The organism is Escherichia sp. WS1368 (assembly GCF_046487485.1).
GTDB classification, from domain to species: domain Bacteria; phylum Pseudomonadota; class Gammaproteobacteria; order Enterobacterales; family Enterobacteriaceae; genus Escherichia; species Escherichia coli.
The window spans coordinates 1-17,708 of the sequence record NZ_JBJQJI010000006.1 but is presented as its reverse complement, the minus strand read 5'-3'; the positions used below and the strand labels follow the sequence as shown (position 1 = coordinate 17,708).

Sequence of the window (17,708 nt, the reverse complement as noted above, 5' to 3'; positions counted from 1 at the left end):
TCTCCCTCCTTAACGCGCCAGGAATGCGCGCCAGTGGGCGGCGACTTCAGCCAGTTGCTCGCGCGAGACGTCGAGATGCGTCACCAGGCGGACAATCGGCGAGGCGTTAATCAGCACGTTTCTCGCTTTCATGTATTCGCCTAACGCGGCAGCATTTTCTTCCCCGACGCGAACAAACAGCATATTGGTGTCCTGACGCATCACATCCGCGCCTGCTTCACGCAACTGCTCCGCCATCCAGGCGGCGTTGTCGTGGTCTTCCTGTAAGCGCGCGACGTTATTTTTCAGGGCATACATCCCGGCGGCAGCCAGAATGCCGGACTGGCGCATCCCGCCACCGGTCATTTTCCGCCAGCGGATGGCACGTTTAATGTAATCACGATTACCGACCAGTAACGAGCCGACTGGCGTCCCAAGTCCTTTCGACAGGCAAATGGTGAACGAATCACAATATTGCGTGATCTCTTTCAGTTCGCAGCCGTAAGCCACCACGGCATTAAAGATGCGCGCACCGTCAACATGCAGCGCCAGATTGCGCTCGCGAGTAAATTCCCATGCTTCTTTCAGGTATTCCCGCGGCAGCACTTTGCCGTTGTGGGTGTTTTCCAGACTGAGTAATTTGGTGCGGGCGAAATGGATATCGTCGGGTTTGATTTTCATCGCCACTTTATCCAGCGGTAGCGTGCCGTCGGCAGCCGCGTCGATGGGTTGCGGTTGAATACTGCCCAGCACCGCCGCGCCACCGGCTTCAAACAGATAGTTATGCGCGGCCTGACCGACAATATACTCTTCGCCGCGTTCACAGTGACTGAGCAGAGCGACCAGGTTGGCCTGAGTGCCGGTAGGCAGAAAAATGGCGGCTTCTTTACCGGAAAGCTCTGCTGCATAGTCCTGCAGAGCATTAACGGTAGGGTCGTCTCCGTAAACGTCGTCCCCAACCGGGGCGGCCATCATCGCTTCGAGCATGGCGCGGCTCGGTCGGGTAACGGTATCACTGCGTAAATCAATCATGGCATGTCCTTATTATGACGGGAAATGCCACCCTTTTTACCTTAGCCAGTTTGTTTTCGCCAGTTCGATCACTTCATCACCGCGTCCGCTGATGATTGCGCGCAACATATACAGGCTAAAACCTTTGGCCTGTTCGAGTTTGATCTGCGGTGGAATGGCTAATTCTTCTTTGGCGACCACCACATCCACCAGCACCGGACCGTCGATGGAAAAGGCGCGTTGCAGGGCTTCATCGACTTCAGAGGCTTTTTCCACGCGAATACCCGTAATTCCGCACGCTTCGGCAATGCGGGCAAAGTTGGTGTCATGTAGTTCGGTGCCGTCAGTCAAATAGCCACCAGCTTTCATCTCCATCGCCACAAAGCCCAGCACGCTGTTATTAAAGACGATAATTTTCACCGGCAGTTTCATCTGCACTACTGAGAGGAAATCGCCCATCAACATGCTAAAACCGCCATCGCCGCACATGGCGACCACCTGACGTTCCGGCTCGGTTGCCTGAGCACCCAGCGCCTGCGGCATGGCGTTAGCCATCGAACCGTGGTTAAACGAACCTAAGAGACGACGCTTGCCGTTCATTTTCAGATAACGTGCCGCCCACACCGTTGGCGTACCAACGTCACAGGTAAAGATGGCGTCATCGGCGGCAAAATGACTAATTTGCTGCGCCAGATATTGCGGGTGAATGGCTTTCTCGCTCGGTTTAGCTAAATCGTCCAGCCCTTTGCGGGCGTCGCGGTAATCTTCCAGCGCTTTATCCAGAAACTTGCGATCGGCTTTTTCTTCCACCAATGGCAGCAATGCACGCAGAGTTGACTTGATATCGCCGACCAGTGCCATATCCACCTTGCTGTGAGCGCCGATGCTGGCTGGGTTGATATCAATCTGAATGATTTTGGCATCGGTCGGGTAGAAGGCGCGGTAGGGGAACTGAGTACCGAGTAGCACTAACGTGTCGGCGTTCATCATGGTATGGAAACCTGACGAGAAGCCAATTAATCCCGTCATTCCGACATCATACGGATTATCGTATTCGACATGTTCTTTACCGCGCAGGGCATGAACAATAGGCGCTTTAATTTTCCCGGCAAACTCAACTAACTCTTTATGCGCCCCCGCGCAGCCGCTGCCACACATCAGAGCGATATTGCTGGAATAACGCAGCAGTTGCGCCAGTTTGCGTAACTCTTCTTCTTCCGGCGTCACGACTGGCTGTGGCGCATGATACCAGTGCGAGGTTGCCCCTTCTGGCGCAGGTTTTAACGCCACGTCGCCCGGTAACACGACAACGGAAACGCCACGGTTTAGCACCGCTTTGCGCATGGCAATCGCCAGCACTTGTGGGATTTGCTCCGGGCTGGAAACCAGCTCGCAATAGTGACTACATTCGCGGAATAACTCTTGTGGGTGGGTTTCCTGGAAATAGCCGCTGCCAATTTCGCTGGAGGGAATATGAGCGGCAATCGCCAGTACCGGAACGTGATTGCGGTGGCAATCGAACAGGCCGTTGATTAAGTGCAGGTTGCCGGGGCCGCACGATCCGGCACAGACCGCCAGTTCTCCTGAAAGTTGTGCTTCAGCACCAGCGGCAAAGGCCGCCACTTCTTCATGGCGGGTGGACATCCACTCGATGGTGCCCATGCGATTAAGACTGTCGCTAAGACCGTTCAGAGAGTCGCCCGTGACTCCCCAGATGCGTTTCACGCCTGCCGATTCGAGTGTTTTGGCGATATAAGCTGCAACCGTTTGTTTCATGGTTCTCCATCTCCTGAATGTGATAACGGTTACAAGTTTAGTTCATCTGACGGAGGGGGAAGGGATGGGAGAAAAAGGAGGCACTAACGGTTAAATAGCCCGATGAAAGGAATATCATCGGGCATAAGGCGATTATGCGAGAACCAAATCTCCCTGCGGATGGCAGGAGCAGGCCAGCACGTAACCTTCAGCGATTTCGGCGTCGGTCAGCGTCATTGTGCTGCTCACCGTATATTCACCGGAAACCACTTTCGTCTTACAGCAGCCGCAAACACCCGCACGGCAGGCAGCGACAACCGGAACGTTATTGCTTTCCAGCGCCTCCAGTAGCGTGGTGCCAACCGGGGCGTAAAATTCTCGTGCCGGTTGCAGTTTGGTGAATTTCAGACCGCTGGTCGCCGCTTCCGCTACTGGGGTGAAGAATTTCTCTTTAAAGAAACGCGTCACGCCGAGCGCTTTCACTTCCTGCTCTACCCAATCCATATACGGAGCCGGGCCGCAGGTCATCACGGTACGTGAAGCTAAGTCAGGAACGCGAGACAGCAGTTCGCGAGTGAGACGACCAGCGATAAAGCCTTCGGTAACGTTATTTTCTGCCACCAGCGTCACCGGATAGTTACGCCACTCATCGGCGAAAATAACATCCTGCGGCGAACGCACGTTGTAGATCACCTGCACATCGGCCTGCGGACGGTTCTTCGCCAGCCAGCGACGCATCGACATAATCGGCGTGACGCCGCAGCCTGCCGCCAGCAACAGGAATTTATCTTCTGCTTTATCGTCGCAGGTAAATTCCCCCATCGCGTCCGAAAGCCAGAGATAATCACCGCGTTTTACATCGCGCGTCAGCCACTGGGAGCCGACACCGTCATCAATCCGCCGCACAGTCAGGGTGATGTATTCACTCACGCCTGGCGTGGAGGAAATGGTGTAAGCACGCAGCGTTTCGGCTGAGTTACGCACGCTGACCAGTGCATATTGCCCGGCGCGATATGGGTAGTAATCGTGGCAAATCAGGGAAATCGTCCACACATCCGGCGTTTCTTGCTTAATGTGATGAACCTGCATCCGCCACGGGCATTGATTCGTTGGCATCGTCATCGACAAACTCCTTACGCGCTCAACAGTTGCTTCATGTCTTCTTCAACAGTGGTGATAGAACGCAGGCCGAATTTCTCGTTCAGCACCGCCAGCAGGTCTGGTGTCAGGAAACCAGGTGCAGTCGGGCCGGTGACGATATTTTTCACACCCAGAGAAAGCAGTGTCAGCAGAATGACAATCGCTTTCTGTTCAAACCACGAGAGCACCAGCGACAGCGGCAGATCGTTGACTCCGCAGCCCAGTTTCTCTGCCAGCGTTACCGCCAGAATAATCGCTGAGTAAGCATCGTTACACTGACCAGCATCTACCAGACGCGGCAGACCTTCGATATCGCCAAACTCGAGTTTGTTAAAGCGATATTTACCACAGGCGAGAGTCAGGATCAGACAGTCATCCGGCACGCTGGTGGCGAAATCGGTGAAGTAGTGACGCTCGCCGCGTGCGCCGTCACAGCCGCCAAGCAGGAAGATATGACGCAGTTTTTCACGACTTACCAGATCAATCAGCGTATCCGCTGCGCCAAGCAGTGTCTGGCGACCAAAGCCCACGGTGATCAGGTGCGGAATTTCGCTGTACGGGAAGCCCGCCATTTGTTGCGCCTGGGCGATGACCGCAGAGAAATCTTCGCCATCCAGATGACGCACACCCGGCCAGCCAACGATGCTGCGGGTCCAGATACGATCGTCATAAGCGCCTACGGTTGGGTCGATGATGCAGTTCGAGGTCATCACGATGGGGCCAGGGAAACGAGCGAACTCCACTTGCTGATTCTGCCAGCCGCTGCCGTAGTTACCGACCAGATGCTTGAATTTACGCAGCTCCGGGTAGCCATGCGCAGGCAGCATTTCGCCGTGGGTGTAGACATTAACGCCCGTGCCTTCGGTCTGTTCCAGCAGGTTGTAGAGATCTTTGAGATCGTGACCGGAAATCAGAATGCATTTACCTGCCGTCGCTTTGACGTTGACCTGGGTTGGGGTCGGGTGACCGTATTTACCGGTTTCGCCTGCGTCCAGAATGCTCATCACTTTGAAGTTCATCTGGCCGATTTCCATTGAACACTCAAGAAGCGCGTTCATATCGGCAGGCCAGGTTCCCAGCCACGCCATGATTTTATGGTACTGGGCGTAAATATCGTTGTCGTATTGACCGAGAACATGCGCGTGTTCCATATAGGCCGCCGCACCTTTCAGGCCATACAGGCACAGCAGACGCAGGCCGAGAATGTTTTCGCCAATCGCCGCTTTATCTTTGTTAGGGGTAAATTCTGCTGCCTGACGTTGCAGCTCGCCGAGATCATCGCTCACCAGTTGCAGGTCAGCCATCGGGTTATCGACGCGGGCGTTGGCATCTACAGCCAGGCATTGTGCTTTCAGCGCCTCGCGCAGGGCAATCGCTTCACGAGCGTAGCCGACTATACGCGGAGAATCGAAGTTAACGTTGGTCAGGGTTGAGAAAAATGCGCGTGGCGCAAAGCTGTCTACATCGTGGTTGATGATGCCGTATTCACGCGCTTTTACCGCCCAGGCCGAAAGCCCTTGCAGCGCCGCGATGAGTAAATCCTGAAGGTCAGAGGTTTCCGCCGTTTTACCACACATCCCCTGCGCGTATGAGCAGCCGTTTCCTGCCGGAGTACGGATAGTTTGTTCACATTGCACACAAAACATGATCACACCTTTTAAAGTTATATTTAATATACATGTTTAAGGTTAAGACGCTTAACGCAGGGATAAAAGGGATTTTTCATGCAACTTTAAGGGAGATTGATTTAGCGCAATTTTGGCGGCAGGGATCTACCGCCAGAGAGGTATTACGCAGAGAAAAAGGCGATGAGGATCGGCACTAACAGGCTAAGAATAAAACCGTGAACAATTGCCGCCGGGACCATATCCAGCCCGCCAGTACGTTGAAGAACGGGCAGGGTGAAATCCATCGACGTCGCACCGCATAAGCCCAGTGCGGTAGAGCGGCTGCGGCGAATCAGCCCAGGGATCAACATAATTGCAATCAGCTCACGGGCCAGATCATTAAAAAACGCCGCGCTCCCGATTACCGGACCAAAAGATTCAGTCAATAAAATACCGGAAAGAGAATACCAGCCGAAACCAGAGGCCATTGCCAGCGCGGTATTGATGGGAAGATCAAGAATAAAGGCGTTAATTAAACCACCAATTAATGAACTGGCAACCACCACCACGGCGACAATCATTCCCCGGCGATTAAGGACAATCTGCTTTAAGGTCATGCCATTATTGCGCAACTGAATACCGACGAGGAAAAGTAGCAGAATTAAGGTGTATTCACTGGCTTCGGTCGCATGTTGTAAGAAAGCCAGTCCACTCAGGCCAATGGCAAAACCAATCACTACTACGCCGCACAGTTTTAGCGACTCCAGCGCCATCGCAATACGCGACGGGAGTTTTTCTTGCTGGTGGTGGTTGCGCCACGGCAGACCGCGCTCCAGCCACAACAACGCAATAATATTGCAGAGTAAAATAATGGTAATGCTGACGGCGGAATAATGCAGAATCGCCAACAGGTTACTGGCGAGGTTATCGAGAAACGCCAGACTGATACCCATAAAAAAGAGAATGAGGTAAACCATCCAGCTTAATAGCTGATTAATAACTCTTAATGCAGCTTTTTGGCGAAGAGGAATGAGGTAACCCACAATCAGGGGAACCAGAATGATTAACAGCCCAGAAAACATGAAAACCCAGTCCTTGCAAAGATGAAGTCGAAATGCGCGATGACACACTACTGAAAGCGGAAGGACGAGTAAAGTTGCAATTAAAAGGAAATGTTATGCATAAGGATCGGTAGGGTATTCATTTTCATTTAAAGATATTCTTGCGCTTTAATTACAAACCGCACCGGTGTTGGTGGCGTCAAAATCGCCGAGGCGTTCCCTGAAGGCCGGGGCAGCCCACATGGATGTGGGCTGAGGGCGCGTTTTACAGGGATGTTACCTCGCGCCCGACCCGGTAGCCGTAAGGGATAAGTCGAGGGCACCGCGCAGCGGCGATTTTGTTCGCCAGAGCCCGGGGGTGCAGGGGGCGGCGGCGATTGGCCGCCCCCTGCGCGCTCCCTGCGCCAGTGACTATATGTGGCTTAACACATCAAGGAGCGCAACAGGAAGATGAATCAATATATTTAAAAAAGGCCTGACATTGCGCCAGGCCTTCTGCGTTAATTAATTACGCTTTTCCAGTAGAGTCCGGTAAATCAGACCACCGATAATACCGCCGACAATTGGCACCACCCAGAAGAACCACAGTTGTTCTAACGCCCAGCCGCCCTGGAAGATAGCAACCGCGGTGCTGCGCGCCGGGTTAACAGAAGTGTTAGTCACCGGAATACTGATTAAGTGAATCAGGGTTAAGGCCAGACCAATAGCGATCGGCGCAAAACCAGCAGGAGCGAATTTGTCGGTTGCGCCGTGGATCACCAGCAGGAAACCTGCACTCAATACCAGTTCAACTACCAGCGCGGAAAGAATGGAATAATCGCCTGGCGAATGCTCGCCATAACCGTTAGAAGCAAAACCGCTGGCTGCCGCGTCAAAACCCGTTTTACCACTGGCAATTAAATACAGCAGCGCCGCCGCAACAATACCGCCGACAACCTGGGCAATTACGTAGCCAACGACTTCTTTTGCCGGGAAACGTCCGCCAGCCCATAAACCAATAGTGACCGCCGGGTTAAAATGACCACCAGAAATATGACCAACAGCAAAGGCCATCGTCAGAACGGTCAGACCGAATGCCAGCGCCACGCCGGCAAAACCAATGCCTAATTCCGGGAAGCCTGCGGCCAGTACGGCACTACCACAGCCACCAAAAACAAGCCAGAAAGTACCAAAACATTCAGCTGCTAATTTTCTGAACATATCCACCTCAATTAAAAATTGACCCTGTGAAAAATATGGTCGTTTTATAGGGTCGTCGTAAAAAAGTGACGACGGAAATAATGCGCGGCTATTTTAAAAACGAAGGCGAGTCATTCACCAGATAAATAAATCCAGTAAATTTGATTTAGGGCAACAGCGGGTTGCCCCATATAGTCATTTGTCTGATTGACAGTGTAGTGCAAGCAAAAGATTTAATCCTTTAGGCGTAATAAAAAATAATTTATCATGCTAATTATTTGATTTTGTTGTTTTTGCAGGCTTATCAGCAAGAGGGAGTATAACGCGATTATTCGCTCATTTTTCAGACATTTGCCATGCTTAAATGTGATGTCATCACGTATTAGCATGGTCTTTCCCGTTATACTGCCAGCGTAAAGGATAAGTCACATATTTCTGGAGGGGATATGATTCTTGAGCGCGTTGAAATTGTGGGTTTTCGCGGTATCAACCGTTTGTCGTTGATGCTGGAACAAAACAACGTCCTGATTGGGGAGAACGCGTGGGGTAAATCCAGCTTGCTGGACGCCTTAACCCTGCTGCTATCGCCAGAATCAGATCTCTACCATTTTGAGCGCGACGATTTCTGGTTCCCGCCGGGAGATATCAACGGGCGAGAACATCATCTGCATATTATTTTGACCTTCCGCGAATCGCTGCCAGGCCGACATCGGGTTCGCCGCTATCGGCCGCTGGAAGCGTGCTGGACGCCATGCACCGATGGCTATCACCGTATTTTTTATCGTCTGGAAGGGGAGAGTGCGGAAGACGGCAGCGTGATGACACTGCGCAGTTTTCTCGATAAAGACGGACATCCGATTGATGTCGAGGATATTAACGACCAGGCACGCCATCTGGTGCGTTTAATGCCGGTGCTGCGCTTGCGTGATGCCCGTTTTATGCGCCGTATTCGTAACGGCACGGTGCCAAATGTCCCTAATGTGGAAGTCACCGCGCGCCAGCTCGATTTCCTCGCCCGTGAGTTATCCTCACATCCGCAAAATCTCTCTGATGGGCAGATTCGTCAGGGACTTTCCGCAATGGTGCAACTGCTTGAGCATTATTTCTCTGAGCAGGGGGCCGGACAGGCGCGATATCGTTTAATGCGGCGGCGGGCCAGCAATGAGCAACGAAGCTGGCGCTATCTGGATATCATCAACCGGATGATTGACCGACCTGGTGGGCGCTCGTATCGGGTTATTTTGCTCGGCCTGTTTGCTACTTTATTGCAGGCAAAAGGCACATTGCGACTGGATAAAGACGCCCGTCCATTGTTGCTGATCGAAGATCCAGAAACCCGTTTACACCCCATTATGCTTTCAGTTGCCTGGCATCTGTTGAATCTTCTGCCATTGCAGCGCATTGCCACCACCAACTCGGGTGAGTTGCTTTCGTTAACGCCGGTAGAGCATGTTTGCCGACTGGTACGTGAGTCCTCGCGCGTTGCCGCCTGGCGTCTGGGGCCGAGTGGCTTGAGTACCGAAGATAGCCGACGCATATCCTTTCACATTCGTTTTAACCGTCCGTCATCGCTGTTTGCACGCTGCTGGCTGCTGGTGGAAGGGGAAACGGAAACTTGGGTTATCAATGAACTGGCGCGTCAGTGCGGACATCATTTTGATGCCGAAGGGATCAAGGTCATTGAGTTTGCCCAGTCCGGGCTAAAGCCACTGGTTAAATTTGCCCGGCGAATGGGGATTGAATGGCATGTACTGGTCGATGGCGATGAAGCAGGGAAGAAATATGCCGCTACGGTACGCAGCCTGTTGAATAACGATCGGGAAGCCGAACGAGAACATTTAACGGCGTTACCGGCGCTGGATATGGAACATTTTATGTATCGCCAGGGATTTTCCGATGTGTTCCACCGCGTGGCGCAAATCCCGGAAAATGTACCGATGAATCTGCGCAAAATTATCTCGAAAGCGATCCATCGCTCTTCCAAACCCGATCTTGCCATTGAAGTGGCAATGGAGGCAGGACGTCGTGGTGTGGATTCCGTACCGACGCTGCTGAAAAAAATGTTCTCACGCGTGCTGTGGCTGGCGCGCGGTCGCGCGGATTAACCGCGAAACATCGTGGCCATTTGTGGCTGAATAGCGTCGAGCATCTCATAGCGCCGACGGTATTCAGCCCGTTTTTTACTGGCGATTTCGGCAATCTCTTTTCGTGCTATCTGTGCCGGAAGGCGGTAATGGCGTTCAGCATCACATACGCCGCCAACCGACTCCCAGAAAGCGTTGTAATCGGCATGGATCTTGCCTTCTTTATCGCGATAACGCAGGCTGCGGTAAATATGCGTTTCATTGCTGACGGCAATAATCTGCTCTACCTGCAAACGTTGGGCAAACAGACAGGCTGCTTCCATCACAAGGCGTTTGGGAAATAGCCCGTGGCAGGCTTTCGTCGCATTCTGGATTTCCTGATGTGGAATTTCCCATTTTGCGCCTTGCAGTCCGCCAATAAACATTGTTCTTTTCCCCTGATATTCACACAGGGTAAACGTGATCTCTGCCAGAGGAATACCTTCGCTGTTGCGGAACAGGATTGTGCTGTCACCTTCTTTATCCATTGAGATCATCATGGTCAGCTCAAGTGTGAACTGCTCGCCGTTTTTGCCTTCCAGCTTCGCCAGTTGCAGCCCGGGGGTATTCAAATATAAGCTGAATTCTTCCGCCGACATACACCCGCGGAGTAACGCATAATGGTAACGTAACGCCTCCAGCAATTGCTTACGGCTAAGATTCGCCGCAAGGTAAGGGCGATGCAGACGCACAGGCAGTCGCGGCTGGCGCGTTAACAACACATTGAGATTAGGCCAGTGGGAAAGTTCGTTCATCCACTCAACGCTTAAACGCGGCATAATCAACGAGCGCAGCAAAAATTTCTGGCGAAAACTACGGCGATGCCAGAATTTACCCGGCCGACACTGTCCACGTGCCAGACTAAGAAAAAGTGACAGGCTGCTGAGAGATTCAGATGGCGTAAAGGTCCGTTCAGTTAGCTGCGACATATTCATGAAATCAATGGTTATACATGACGTCGATTTCACCATTGCGTATCTTAACCAAACATCAATAGTGTGATTACTAACGTAAATTTTAGGGTTTTGTTGATATTTCGTTGAAGTTAATGACCCGGATTGGCATATGGAGTATTCAGAATATTTATGAAAAAGCGGAAAACCGTGAAGAAGCGTTACGTTATTGCGCTGGTGATAGTCATTGCCGGGCTGATTACGTTATGGAGAATTCTTAACGCACCCGTGCCGACTTATCAGACGCTGATTGTGCGCCCCGGTGATTTACAGCAAAGCGTGCTGGCGACCGGAAAGCTGGACGCGCTGCGTAAGGTTGATGTGGGCGCGCAGGTCAGCGGTCAGTTGAAAACGCTGTCGGTGGCGATTGGCGATAAAGTAAAAAAAGACCAGCTTTTAGGGGTTATTGATCCTGAACAGGCTGAAAACCAGATTAAGGAGGTGGAAGCAACGCTGATGGAGCTACGCGCGCAGCGGCAGCAGGCGGAAGCGGAGCTGAAACTGGCGCGGGTGACGTATTCCCGTCAGCAACGTCTTGCACAAACGCAAGCGGTTTCACAGCAGGATCTTGATACCGCCGCGACGGAGATGGCTGTGAAACAGGCGCAAATTGGCACCATTGACGCGCAAATCAAGCGCAATCAGGCCTCACTCGATACGGCTAAAACCAATCTCGATTACACCCGCATCGTTGCCCCGATGGCCGGGGAAGTCACGCAAATCACCACTCTGCAAGGCCAGACGGTGATTGCCGCACAACAAGCACCGAACATTCTGACGCTGGCAGATATGAGCACCATGCTGGTAAAAGCGCAGGTTTCTGAAGCGGATGTAATCCACCTGAAGTCGGGGCAAAAAGCCTGGTTTACGGTGCTTGGCGATCCGCTGACGCGCTACGAGGGGCAAATCAAGGATGTGCTACCGACGCCGGAAAAGGTTAACGACGCTATTTTCTATTACGCCCGTTTTGAAGTCCCCAACCCCAATGGTTTGCTGCGGCTGGATATGACCGCGCAAGTGCATATTCAGCTCACCGATGTGAAAAATGTGCTGACGATCCCTCTGTCGGCGTTAGGCGATCCGGTTGGCGATAATCGTTATAAAGTCAAATTGTTGCGTAATGGTGAAACACGCGAGCGTGAAGTGACGATTGGCGCACGTAACGATACCGATGTTGAGATTGTCAAAGGGCTGGAAGCGGGCGATGAAGTGGTGATTGGTGAGGCCAAACCAGGAGCTGCACAATGACGCCCTTGCTCGAATTAAAGGATATTCGTCGCAGCTATCCTGCCGGTGATGAGCAGGTTGAGGTGCTGAAGGGCATCACCCTCGATATTTATGCTGGTGAGATGGTGGCGATTGTCGGCGCTTCGGGTTCCGGTAAATCGACCCTGATGAATATTCTCGGCTGCCTGGATAAGGCCACCAGCGGCACCTATCGCGTAGCCGGTCAGGATGTTGCCACGCTGGACGCCGATGCGCTGGCGCAACTGCGTCGCGAACACTTCGGCTTTATTTTCCAGCGTTACCATTTGCTTTCGCATTTAACCGCCGAGCAGAACGTTGAAGTACCCGCCGTCTATGCCGGTCTTGAGCGGAAACAGCGGCTGCTTCGCGCCCAGGAGTTACTGCAACGACTGGGGCTGGAAGACCGTACAGAGTATTACCCGGCACAGCTTTCGGGGGGGCAGCAACAGCGCGTCAGCATCGCGCGGGCATTGATGAACGGCGGTCAGGTAATTCTTGCCGATGAACCAACCGGCGCACTGGACAGCCATTCTGGCGAAGAGGTGATGGCGATCCTGCATCAGCTGCGCGATCGCGGGCATACGGTGATTATCGTTACCCACGATCCGCAGGTCGCTGCTCAGGCCGAGCGGGTGATCGAAATTCGCGACGGCGAAATTGTGCGCAATCCTCCCGCCGTTGAAAAAGTGAATGTTGCTGGCGGGACGGAACCTGTTGTCAACACGGCCTCTGGCTGGCGGCAATTTGTCAGCGGTTTTAACGAAGCGCTGACGATGGCATGGCGGGCGCTGGCAGCGAATAAAATGCGTACTTTACTGACCATGCTGGGGATTATTATCGGTATTGCGTCGGTGGTTTCAATTGTCGTGGTGGGCGACGCCGCCAAACAAATGGTGCTGGCGGATATTCGTTCTATTGGTACGAATACTATTGATGTCTATCCCGGGAAAGATTTTGGCGATGACGATCCGCAATATCAGCAGGCGCTGAAGTACGACGACTTAATCGCCATCCAAAAACAACCGTGGGTCGCCTCAGCCACACCTGCCGTCTCGCAAAACCTGCGCCTGCGTTATAACAATGTTGATGTTGCTGCCAGTGCCAATGGCGTGAGCGGCGATTATTTTAATGTCTATGGCATGACCTTCAGTGAAGGGAACACCTTTAATCAGGAGCAGCTGAACGGTCGTGCGCAGGTGGTGGTGCTCGACAGTAATACTCGCCGCCAGCTTTTCCCCCATAAAGCAGATGTGGTTGGCGAGGTGATTCTGGTCGGCAATATGCCCGCCAGAGTCATTGGTGTGGCGGAAGAAAAACAGTCGATGTTTGGTAGCAGTAAAGTGCTGCGTGTCTGGCTACCTTACAGCACGATGTCCGGGCGAGTTATGGGCCAGTCGTGGCTGAACTCCATTACTGTCAGGGTGAAAGAAGGATTTGACAGCGCCGAGGCGGAACAGCAACTCACGCGTTTACTTTCACTGCGCCACGGTAAGAAGGATTTCTTTACCTGGAACATGGACGGCGTCTTGAAAACCGTTGAAAAGACCACACGTACTTTACAACTGTTTCTGACGCTGGTGGCGGTGATTTCGCTAGTGGTGGGCGGTATTGGTGTAATGAATATTATGCTGGTGTCAGTGACCGAGCGGACGCGGGAAATTGGCATTCGCATGGCTGTAGGTGCGCGAGCAAGTGATGTGTTGCAACAGTTCCTGATCGAAGCAGTACTGGTTTGCCTGGTCGGTGGCGCGTTGGGAATAACACTGTCACTGTTAATTGCTTTCACCTTACAGCTTTTCTTACCCGGCTGGGAGATTGGTTTTTCACCGTTGGCGCTGCTGCTGGCGTTTCTCTGCTCGACGGTCACCGGGATTTTATTTGGCTGGTTACCCGCACGAAATGCGGCACGACTGGATCCAGTAGATGCTCTGGCACGAGAGTAATTTTTGAGATAAAAATGCCAGCCGATCGGGCTGGCATTTTGCCTTTAGGATGTACACAATGAGACAGAAGAGCTATGCGACTGCCGCTTCTACTTCGACGGGCACAATAACACTGGCGTGATTGCCTTTTGGCCCCTGGTGGACATCAAACTGAACGGATTGTCCAGCTTTTAGCGTTCTGTAACCATCCATCTGAATGGTGGAATAATGAGCGAAAATATCTTCGCCGCCGCCTTCAGGGCAGATGAAACCAAACCCTTTGGCATTGTTGAACCACTTAACAGTACCCTTTTCCATGCTTCGACATCCTTAGCAAATCTTATACAAGTAAGATGGAATAAACCGGGGTCAGAGAGGGGGCTGTTCAAAACCTCGCCAACTCTAGAAATACAATTTAGAGAATTAGGGCGAGCCGTCAAGCATTTGACAGGGGCCAGGGGGCAGGTATGAATCAAAAATTTGAAGCAGTTAACGCTATTGACAGGAATGTGACAGATGTCGCTGATGCCAACGATAGATGATAGTTATCTATCATGTGGAGTAGATTGGTCAGGCAAATAAGCTCTTGTCAGCGGCAGGGCGTTCTGCCGATAACCGTAACCGAAGATGATAACTGACAATGGGTAAAACGAACGACTGGCTGGACTTTGATCAACTGGCGGAAGAAAAAGTTCGCGACGCGCTAAAACCGCCATCTATGTATAAAGTGATATTAGTCAATGATGATTACACTCCGATGGAGTTTGTTATTGACGTGTTACAAAAATTCTTTTCTTATGATGTAGAACGTGCAACGCAATTGATGCTCGCTGTTCACTACCAGGGGAAGGCCATTTGCGGAGTCTTTACCGCCGAGGTTGCAGAAACCAAAGTGGCGATGGTGAACAAGTACGCGAGGGAGAATGAGCATCCATTGCTGTGTACGCTAGAAAAAGCCTGAATGCAGGCATAAAAATTGGGGGAGGTGCCTATGCTCAATCAAGAACTGGAACTCAGTTTAAATATGGCTTTCGCCAGAGCGCGCGAGCACCGTCATGAGTTTATGACCGTCGAGCACTTGTTACTGGCGCTGCTCAGTAACCCATCTGCCCGGGAGGCGCTGGAAGCGTGTTCTGTGGATTTGGTTGCGCTCCGTCAGGAACTGGAAGCCTTTATTGAACAAACCACACCCGTTCTGCCTGCCAGTGAAGAGGAGCGCGACACACAGCCGACGCTGAGTTTTCAGCGTGTGCTGCAACGTGCGGTCTTCCATGTCCAGTCCTCCGGTCGCAATGAGGTTACCGGTGCAAACGTTCTGGTCGCTATCTTTAGCGAACAGGAGTCGCAGGCGGCATATCTGTTGCGTAAACATGAAGTCAGCCGTCTCGATGTGGTGAACTTTATCTCTCATGGCACGCGTAAAGACGAGCCGACACAGTCTTCTGATCCTGGCAGCCAGCCAAACAGCGAAGAACAAGCTGGTGGGGAGGAACGTATGGAGAATTTCACGACGAACCTGAATCAGCTTGCGCGCGTGGGCGGAATCGACCCACTGATTGGTCGTGAGAAGGAGCTGGAGCGTGCTATTCAGGTTCTCTGCCGTCGCCGTAAAAACAACCCGCTGCTGGTGGGGGAATCTGGTGTCGGTAAAACCGCGATTGCGGAAGGTCTTGCCTGGCGAATTGTTCAGGGTGATGTGCCGGAAGTGATGGCTGACTGTACGATTTACTCTCTCGATATCGGTTCTCTGTTAGCGGGCACAAAATATCGCGGCGACTTTGAAAAACGTTTTAAAGCGTTGCTCAAGCAGCTGGAGCAGGACACTAACAGCATCCTGTTTATTGATGAGATCCACACCATTATCGGTGCGGGTGCAGCGTCTGGTGGTCAGGTCGATGCGGCTAACCTGATCAAACCGTTGCTCTCCAGCGGTAAAATTCGCGTAATTGGTTCGACAACCTATCAGGAGTTCAGCAACATTTTCGAGAAAGACCGTGCTTTGGCGCGTCGCTTCCAGAAAATTGATATTACTGAACCGTCGATCGAAGAAACTGTTCAAATCATCAACGGCCTGAAACCGAAGTATGAAGCGCACCACGATGTGCGTTATACCGCAAAAGCGGTGCGTGCAGCGGTAGAGCTGGCGGTGAAATACATTAACGATCGTCATCTGCCGGATAAAGCCATTGACGTCATCGACGAAGCGGGCGCTCGCGCACGCCTGATGCCGGTAAGCAAACGCAAGAAAACCGTTAATGTGGCGGATATTGAGTCCGTGGTGGCCCGTATTGCACGCATTCCAGAGAAGAGTGTTTCTCAGAGTGACCGCGATACCCTGAAAAACCTCGGCGATCGCCTGAAAATGCTGGTCTTCGGTCAGGATAAAGCCATTGAGGCGCTGACTGAAGCCATTAAGATGGCGCGTGCAGGTTTAGGTCACGAACATAAACCGGTCGGTTCGTTCCTGTTTGCCGGCCCTACCGGGGTCGGGAAAACAGAGGTGACGGTACAGCTTTCGAAAGCTTTGGGCATTGAGCTTCTGCGCTTTGATATGTCCGAGTATATGGAACGCCATACCGTCAGCCGTCTGATTGGTGCGCCTCCGGGATACGTTGGTTTTGATCAGGGCGGTTTGCTGACTGATGCGGTCATCAAGCATCCACATGCGGTGCTGCTGCTGGACGAAATCGAGAAAGCGCACCCGGACGTGTTCAATATTCTGTTGCAGGTGATGGACAACGGTACGCTGACCGATAACAACGGACGCAAAGCGGACTTCCGTAACGTGGTATTGGTGATGACCACCAACGCTGGGGTACGAGAAACTGAGCGCAAATCGATTGGTCTTATCCACCAGGACAACAGCACCGATGCGATGGAAGAGATCAAGAAGATCTTTACGCCGGAGTTTCGTAACCGTCTCGACAACATTATCTGGTTCGATCATCTCTCCACCGACGTGATCCATCAGGTAGTGGATAAATTCATCGTCGAGTTGCAGGTTCAGTTGGATCAGAAAGGTGTTTCTCTGGAAGTGAGCCAGGAAGCGCGTAACTGGCTGGCCGAGAAAGGTTACGACCGGGCAATGGGCGCACGTCCGATGGCGCGTGTCATCCAGGACAACCTGAAAAAACCGCTCGCCAACGAACTGTTGTTTGGTTCGCTGGTGGACGGCGGTCAGGTGACGGTTGCGCTGGATAAAGAGAAAAATGAGCTGACTTATGGATTCCAGAGTGCACAAAAGCACAAGGCGGAAGCAGCGCATTAATCTGATTGTCAGGTAGGTTGGTGAAGTCCGTAATCTCGAAAGAGGTTACGGACTTTTTGTTTGTAGGCTGGGGCGGTGAAAACCCTATTTTTGGAGGTGAAGGTAAGTTGTTGATAATTAATGGTGCTGGAAGGTAAGAATAAAAAAGGGTGGCAGCAGGAAAATGAGATGGTTTTGCTTTATTAATAACGGACTAAACGTGTAGTATTTGAGTTCACTGCCGTACAGGCAGCTTAGAAAGCCAACCGAAAGAAAAACTCGATTTTTATACCGTTCACTGCCGTACAGGCAGATAAAATGCGAAAAAAAACTCGTACTTTCGTACGAGCTTTTCTTTAAATATGGCGGTGAGGGGGGATTGACTCGCTTCGCTCGCCCTGCGGGCAGCCCACTCACTGTGTTCGTGGTCTGTCCAACTGGCTGCGCCAGTTGTCGAACCCCGGTCGGGGCTTCTCATCCCCC

14 protein-coding genes are annotated in these 17,708 nt (G+C 52.2%); 6 read left to right on the top strand and 8 right to left on the bottom strand.

Features of this window, described 5'->3' with window-relative positions:
• Positions 1 to 9 precede the first annotated feature (9 nt).
• The 6 genes from ltaE to aqpZ all read right to left on the bottom strand — a co-directional run bounded on the left by ltaE (position 10) and on the right by aqpZ (position 7,753).
• Positions 10 to 1,011 carry a low-specificity L-threonine aldolase gene (gene ltaE / locus ACJHYD_RS13295; RefSeq protein WP_000566382.1) on the bottom strand — a complete coding sequence of 334 codons (1,002 nt, stop codon included), beginning with the start codon at positions 1,009 to 1,011 and terminating at the stop codon, positions 10 to 12.
• Positions 1,012 to 1,047: 36 nt separating this feature from the next.
• Positions 1,048 to 2,766 (bottom strand): ubiquinone-dependent pyruvate dehydrogenase, encoded by a 1,719-nt coding sequence (gene poxB / locus ACJHYD_RS13290; protein WP_000815339.1) that lies wholly within the window; start codon positions 2,764 to 2,766, stop codon positions 1,048 to 1,050.
• A 132-nt stretch (positions 2,767 to 2,898) separates the two neighbouring features.
• Positions 2,899 to 3,867, bottom strand: a complete 969-nt coding sequence (hcr, locus tag ACJHYD_RS13285) for an NADH oxidoreductase (protein ID WP_109553713.1) — start codon at positions 3,865 to 3,867, stop codon at positions 2,899 to 2,901.
• Between the two features lie 11 nt (positions 3,868 to 3,878).
• Positions 3,879 to 5,531 (bottom strand): hydroxylamine reductase, encoded by a 1,653-nt coding sequence (gene hcp, locus ACJHYD_RS13280; protein WP_000458817.1) that lies wholly within the window; start codon positions 5,529 to 5,531, stop codon positions 3,879 to 3,881.
• 143 nt (positions 5,532 to 5,674) lie between these two features.
• Positions 5,675 to 6,574, bottom strand: coding sequence for an L-lysine exporter LysO (lysO, locus tag ACJHYD_RS13275; RefSeq protein WP_000491132.1), 900 nt, complete (start codon positions 6,572 to 6,574; stop codon positions 5,675 to 5,677).
• Between the two features lie 483 nt (positions 6,575 to 7,057).
• Positions 7,058 to 7,753 carry an aquaporin Z gene (gene aqpZ, locus ACJHYD_RS13270; protein ID WP_410228824.1) on the bottom strand — a complete coding sequence of 232 codons (696 nt, stop codon included), beginning with the start codon at positions 7,751 to 7,753 and terminating at the stop codon, positions 7,058 to 7,060.
• Between the two features lie 425 nt (positions 7,754 to 8,178).
• Here aqpZ and ACJHYD_RS13265 point away from each other — a divergent pair, with 425 nt between their 5' ends.
• Positions 8,179 to 9,837 carry an ATP-dependent endonuclease gene (locus tag ACJHYD_RS13265; protein WP_000599806.1) on the top strand — a complete coding sequence of 553 codons (1,659 nt, stop codon included), beginning with the start codon at positions 8,179 to 8,181 and terminating at the stop codon, positions 9,835 to 9,837.
• On the opposite strand, the gene ACJHYD_RS13260 is transcribed toward ACJHYD_RS13265, so the two are convergent.
• A complete protein-coding gene (locus tag ACJHYD_RS13260; protein ID WP_001355621.1) occupies positions 9,834 to 10,790 on the bottom strand; it encodes a VirK/YbjX family protein in 957 nt (318 codons plus the stop codon). The two genes, ACJHYD_RS13265 and ACJHYD_RS13260, sit on opposite strands and share 4 nt — an antisense overlap.
• A gap of 150 nt (positions 10,791 to 10,940) precedes the next feature.
• On the opposite strand from ACJHYD_RS13260, the gene macA reads away from it, so the two are divergent.
• Positions 10,941 to 12,056 (top strand): macrolide transporter subunit MacA, encoded by a 1,116-nt coding sequence (gene macA / locus ACJHYD_RS13255; protein ID WP_001550897.1) that lies wholly within the window; start codon positions 10,941 to 10,943, stop codon positions 12,054 to 12,056.
• Entirely contained in the window at positions 12,053 to 13,999 is a 1,947-nt protein-coding gene (macB, locus tag ACJHYD_RS13250) for a macrolide ABC transporter ATP-binding protein/permease MacB (protein WP_000188187.1), read from the top strand. The genes macA and macB overlap by 4 nt, the downstream gene beginning before the upstream one ends.
• A gap of 72 nt (positions 14,000 to 14,071) precedes the next feature.
• Here the strand turns inward: macB and cspD are convergent, their stop codons facing one another.
• The gene (cspD, locus tag ACJHYD_RS13245; RefSeq protein ID WP_000410785.1) at positions 14,072 to 14,296 is read right to left on the bottom strand and encodes a cold shock-like protein CspD; all 225 of its coding nucleotides are present in this window, start codon (positions 14,294 to 14,296) and stop codon (positions 14,072 to 14,074) included.
• Between the two features lie 149 nt (positions 14,297 to 14,445).
• Between cspD and yljB the strand changes: the two genes are divergently transcribed.
• The 3 genes from yljB to clpA all read left to right on the top strand — a co-directional run bounded on the left by yljB (position 14,446) and on the right by clpA (position 17,246).
• Positions 14,446 to 14,520, top strand: a complete 75-nt coding sequence (gene yljB, locus ACJHYD_RS13240; RefSeq protein WP_001406719.1) for a protein YljB — start codon at positions 14,446 to 14,448, stop codon at positions 14,518 to 14,520.
• 98 nt (positions 14,521 to 14,618) lie between these two features.
• Positions 14,619 to 14,939: an ATP-dependent Clp protease adapter ClpS gene (clpS, locus tag ACJHYD_RS13235; protein WP_000520781.1), complete on the top strand. Its 321-nt coding sequence runs from the start codon at positions 14,619 to 14,621 to the stop codon at positions 14,937 to 14,939.
• Positions 14,940 to 14,969: 30 nt separating this feature from the next.
• Positions 14,970 to 17,246, top strand: coding sequence for an ATP-dependent Clp protease ATP-binding subunit ClpA (gene clpA / locus ACJHYD_RS13230; protein ID WP_000934041.1), 2,277 nt, complete (start codon positions 14,970 to 14,972; stop codon positions 17,244 to 17,246).
• Positions 17,247 to 17,708: the final 462 nt, after the last annotated feature.

Bases quoted from the DNA above. Each gene is read 5' to 3' on its own strand.
- ACJHYD_RS13265 (WP_000599806.1), top strand. From the start codon at position 8,179: ATGATTCTTGAGCGCGTTGAAATTGTGGGTTTTCGCGGTATCAACCGT.
- macA (WP_001550897.1), top strand. From the start codon at position 10,941: ATGAAAAAGCGGAAAACCGTGAAGAAGCGTTACGTTATTGCGCTGGTG.
- ACJHYD_RS13260 (WP_001355621.1), bottom strand. From the start codon at position 10,790: ATGAATATGTCGCAGCTAACTGAACGGACCTTTACGCCATCTGAATCT.
- cspD (WP_000410785.1), bottom strand. From the start codon at position 14,296: ATGGAAAAGGGTACTGTTAAGTGGTTCAACAATGCCAAAGGGTTTGGT.
- clpS (WP_000520781.1), top strand. From the start codon at position 14,619: ATGGGTAAAACGAACGACTGGCTGGACTTTGATCAACTGGCGGAAGAA.
- macB (WP_000188187.1), top strand. From the start codon at position 12,053: ATGACGCCCTTGCTCGAATTAAAGGATATTCGTCGCAGCTATCCTGCC.
- ltaE (WP_000566382.1), bottom strand. From the start codon at position 1,011: ATGATTGATTTACGCAGTGATACCGTTACCCGACCGAGCCGCGCCATG.
- poxB (WP_000815339.1), bottom strand. From the start codon at position 2,766: ATGAAACAAACGGTTGCAGCTTATATCGCCAAAACACTCGAATCGGCA.
- clpA (WP_000934041.1), top strand. From the start codon at position 14,970: ATGCTCAATCAAGAACTGGAACTCAGTTTAAATATGGCTTTCGCCAGA.
- hcr (WP_109553713.1), bottom strand. From the start codon at position 3,867: ATGACGATGCCAACGAATCAATGCCCGTGGCGGATGCAGGTTCATCAC.
- lysO (WP_000491132.1), bottom strand. From the start codon at position 6,574: ATGTTTTCTGGGCTGTTAATCATTCTGGTTCCCCTGATTGTGGGTTAC.
- hcp (WP_000458817.1), bottom strand. From the start codon at position 5,531: ATGTTTTGTGTGCAATGTGAACAAACTATCCGTACTCCGGCAGGAAAC.
- aqpZ (WP_410228824.1), bottom strand. From the start codon at position 7,753: ATGTTCAGAAAATTAGCAGCTGAATGTTTTGGTACTTTCTGGCTTGTT.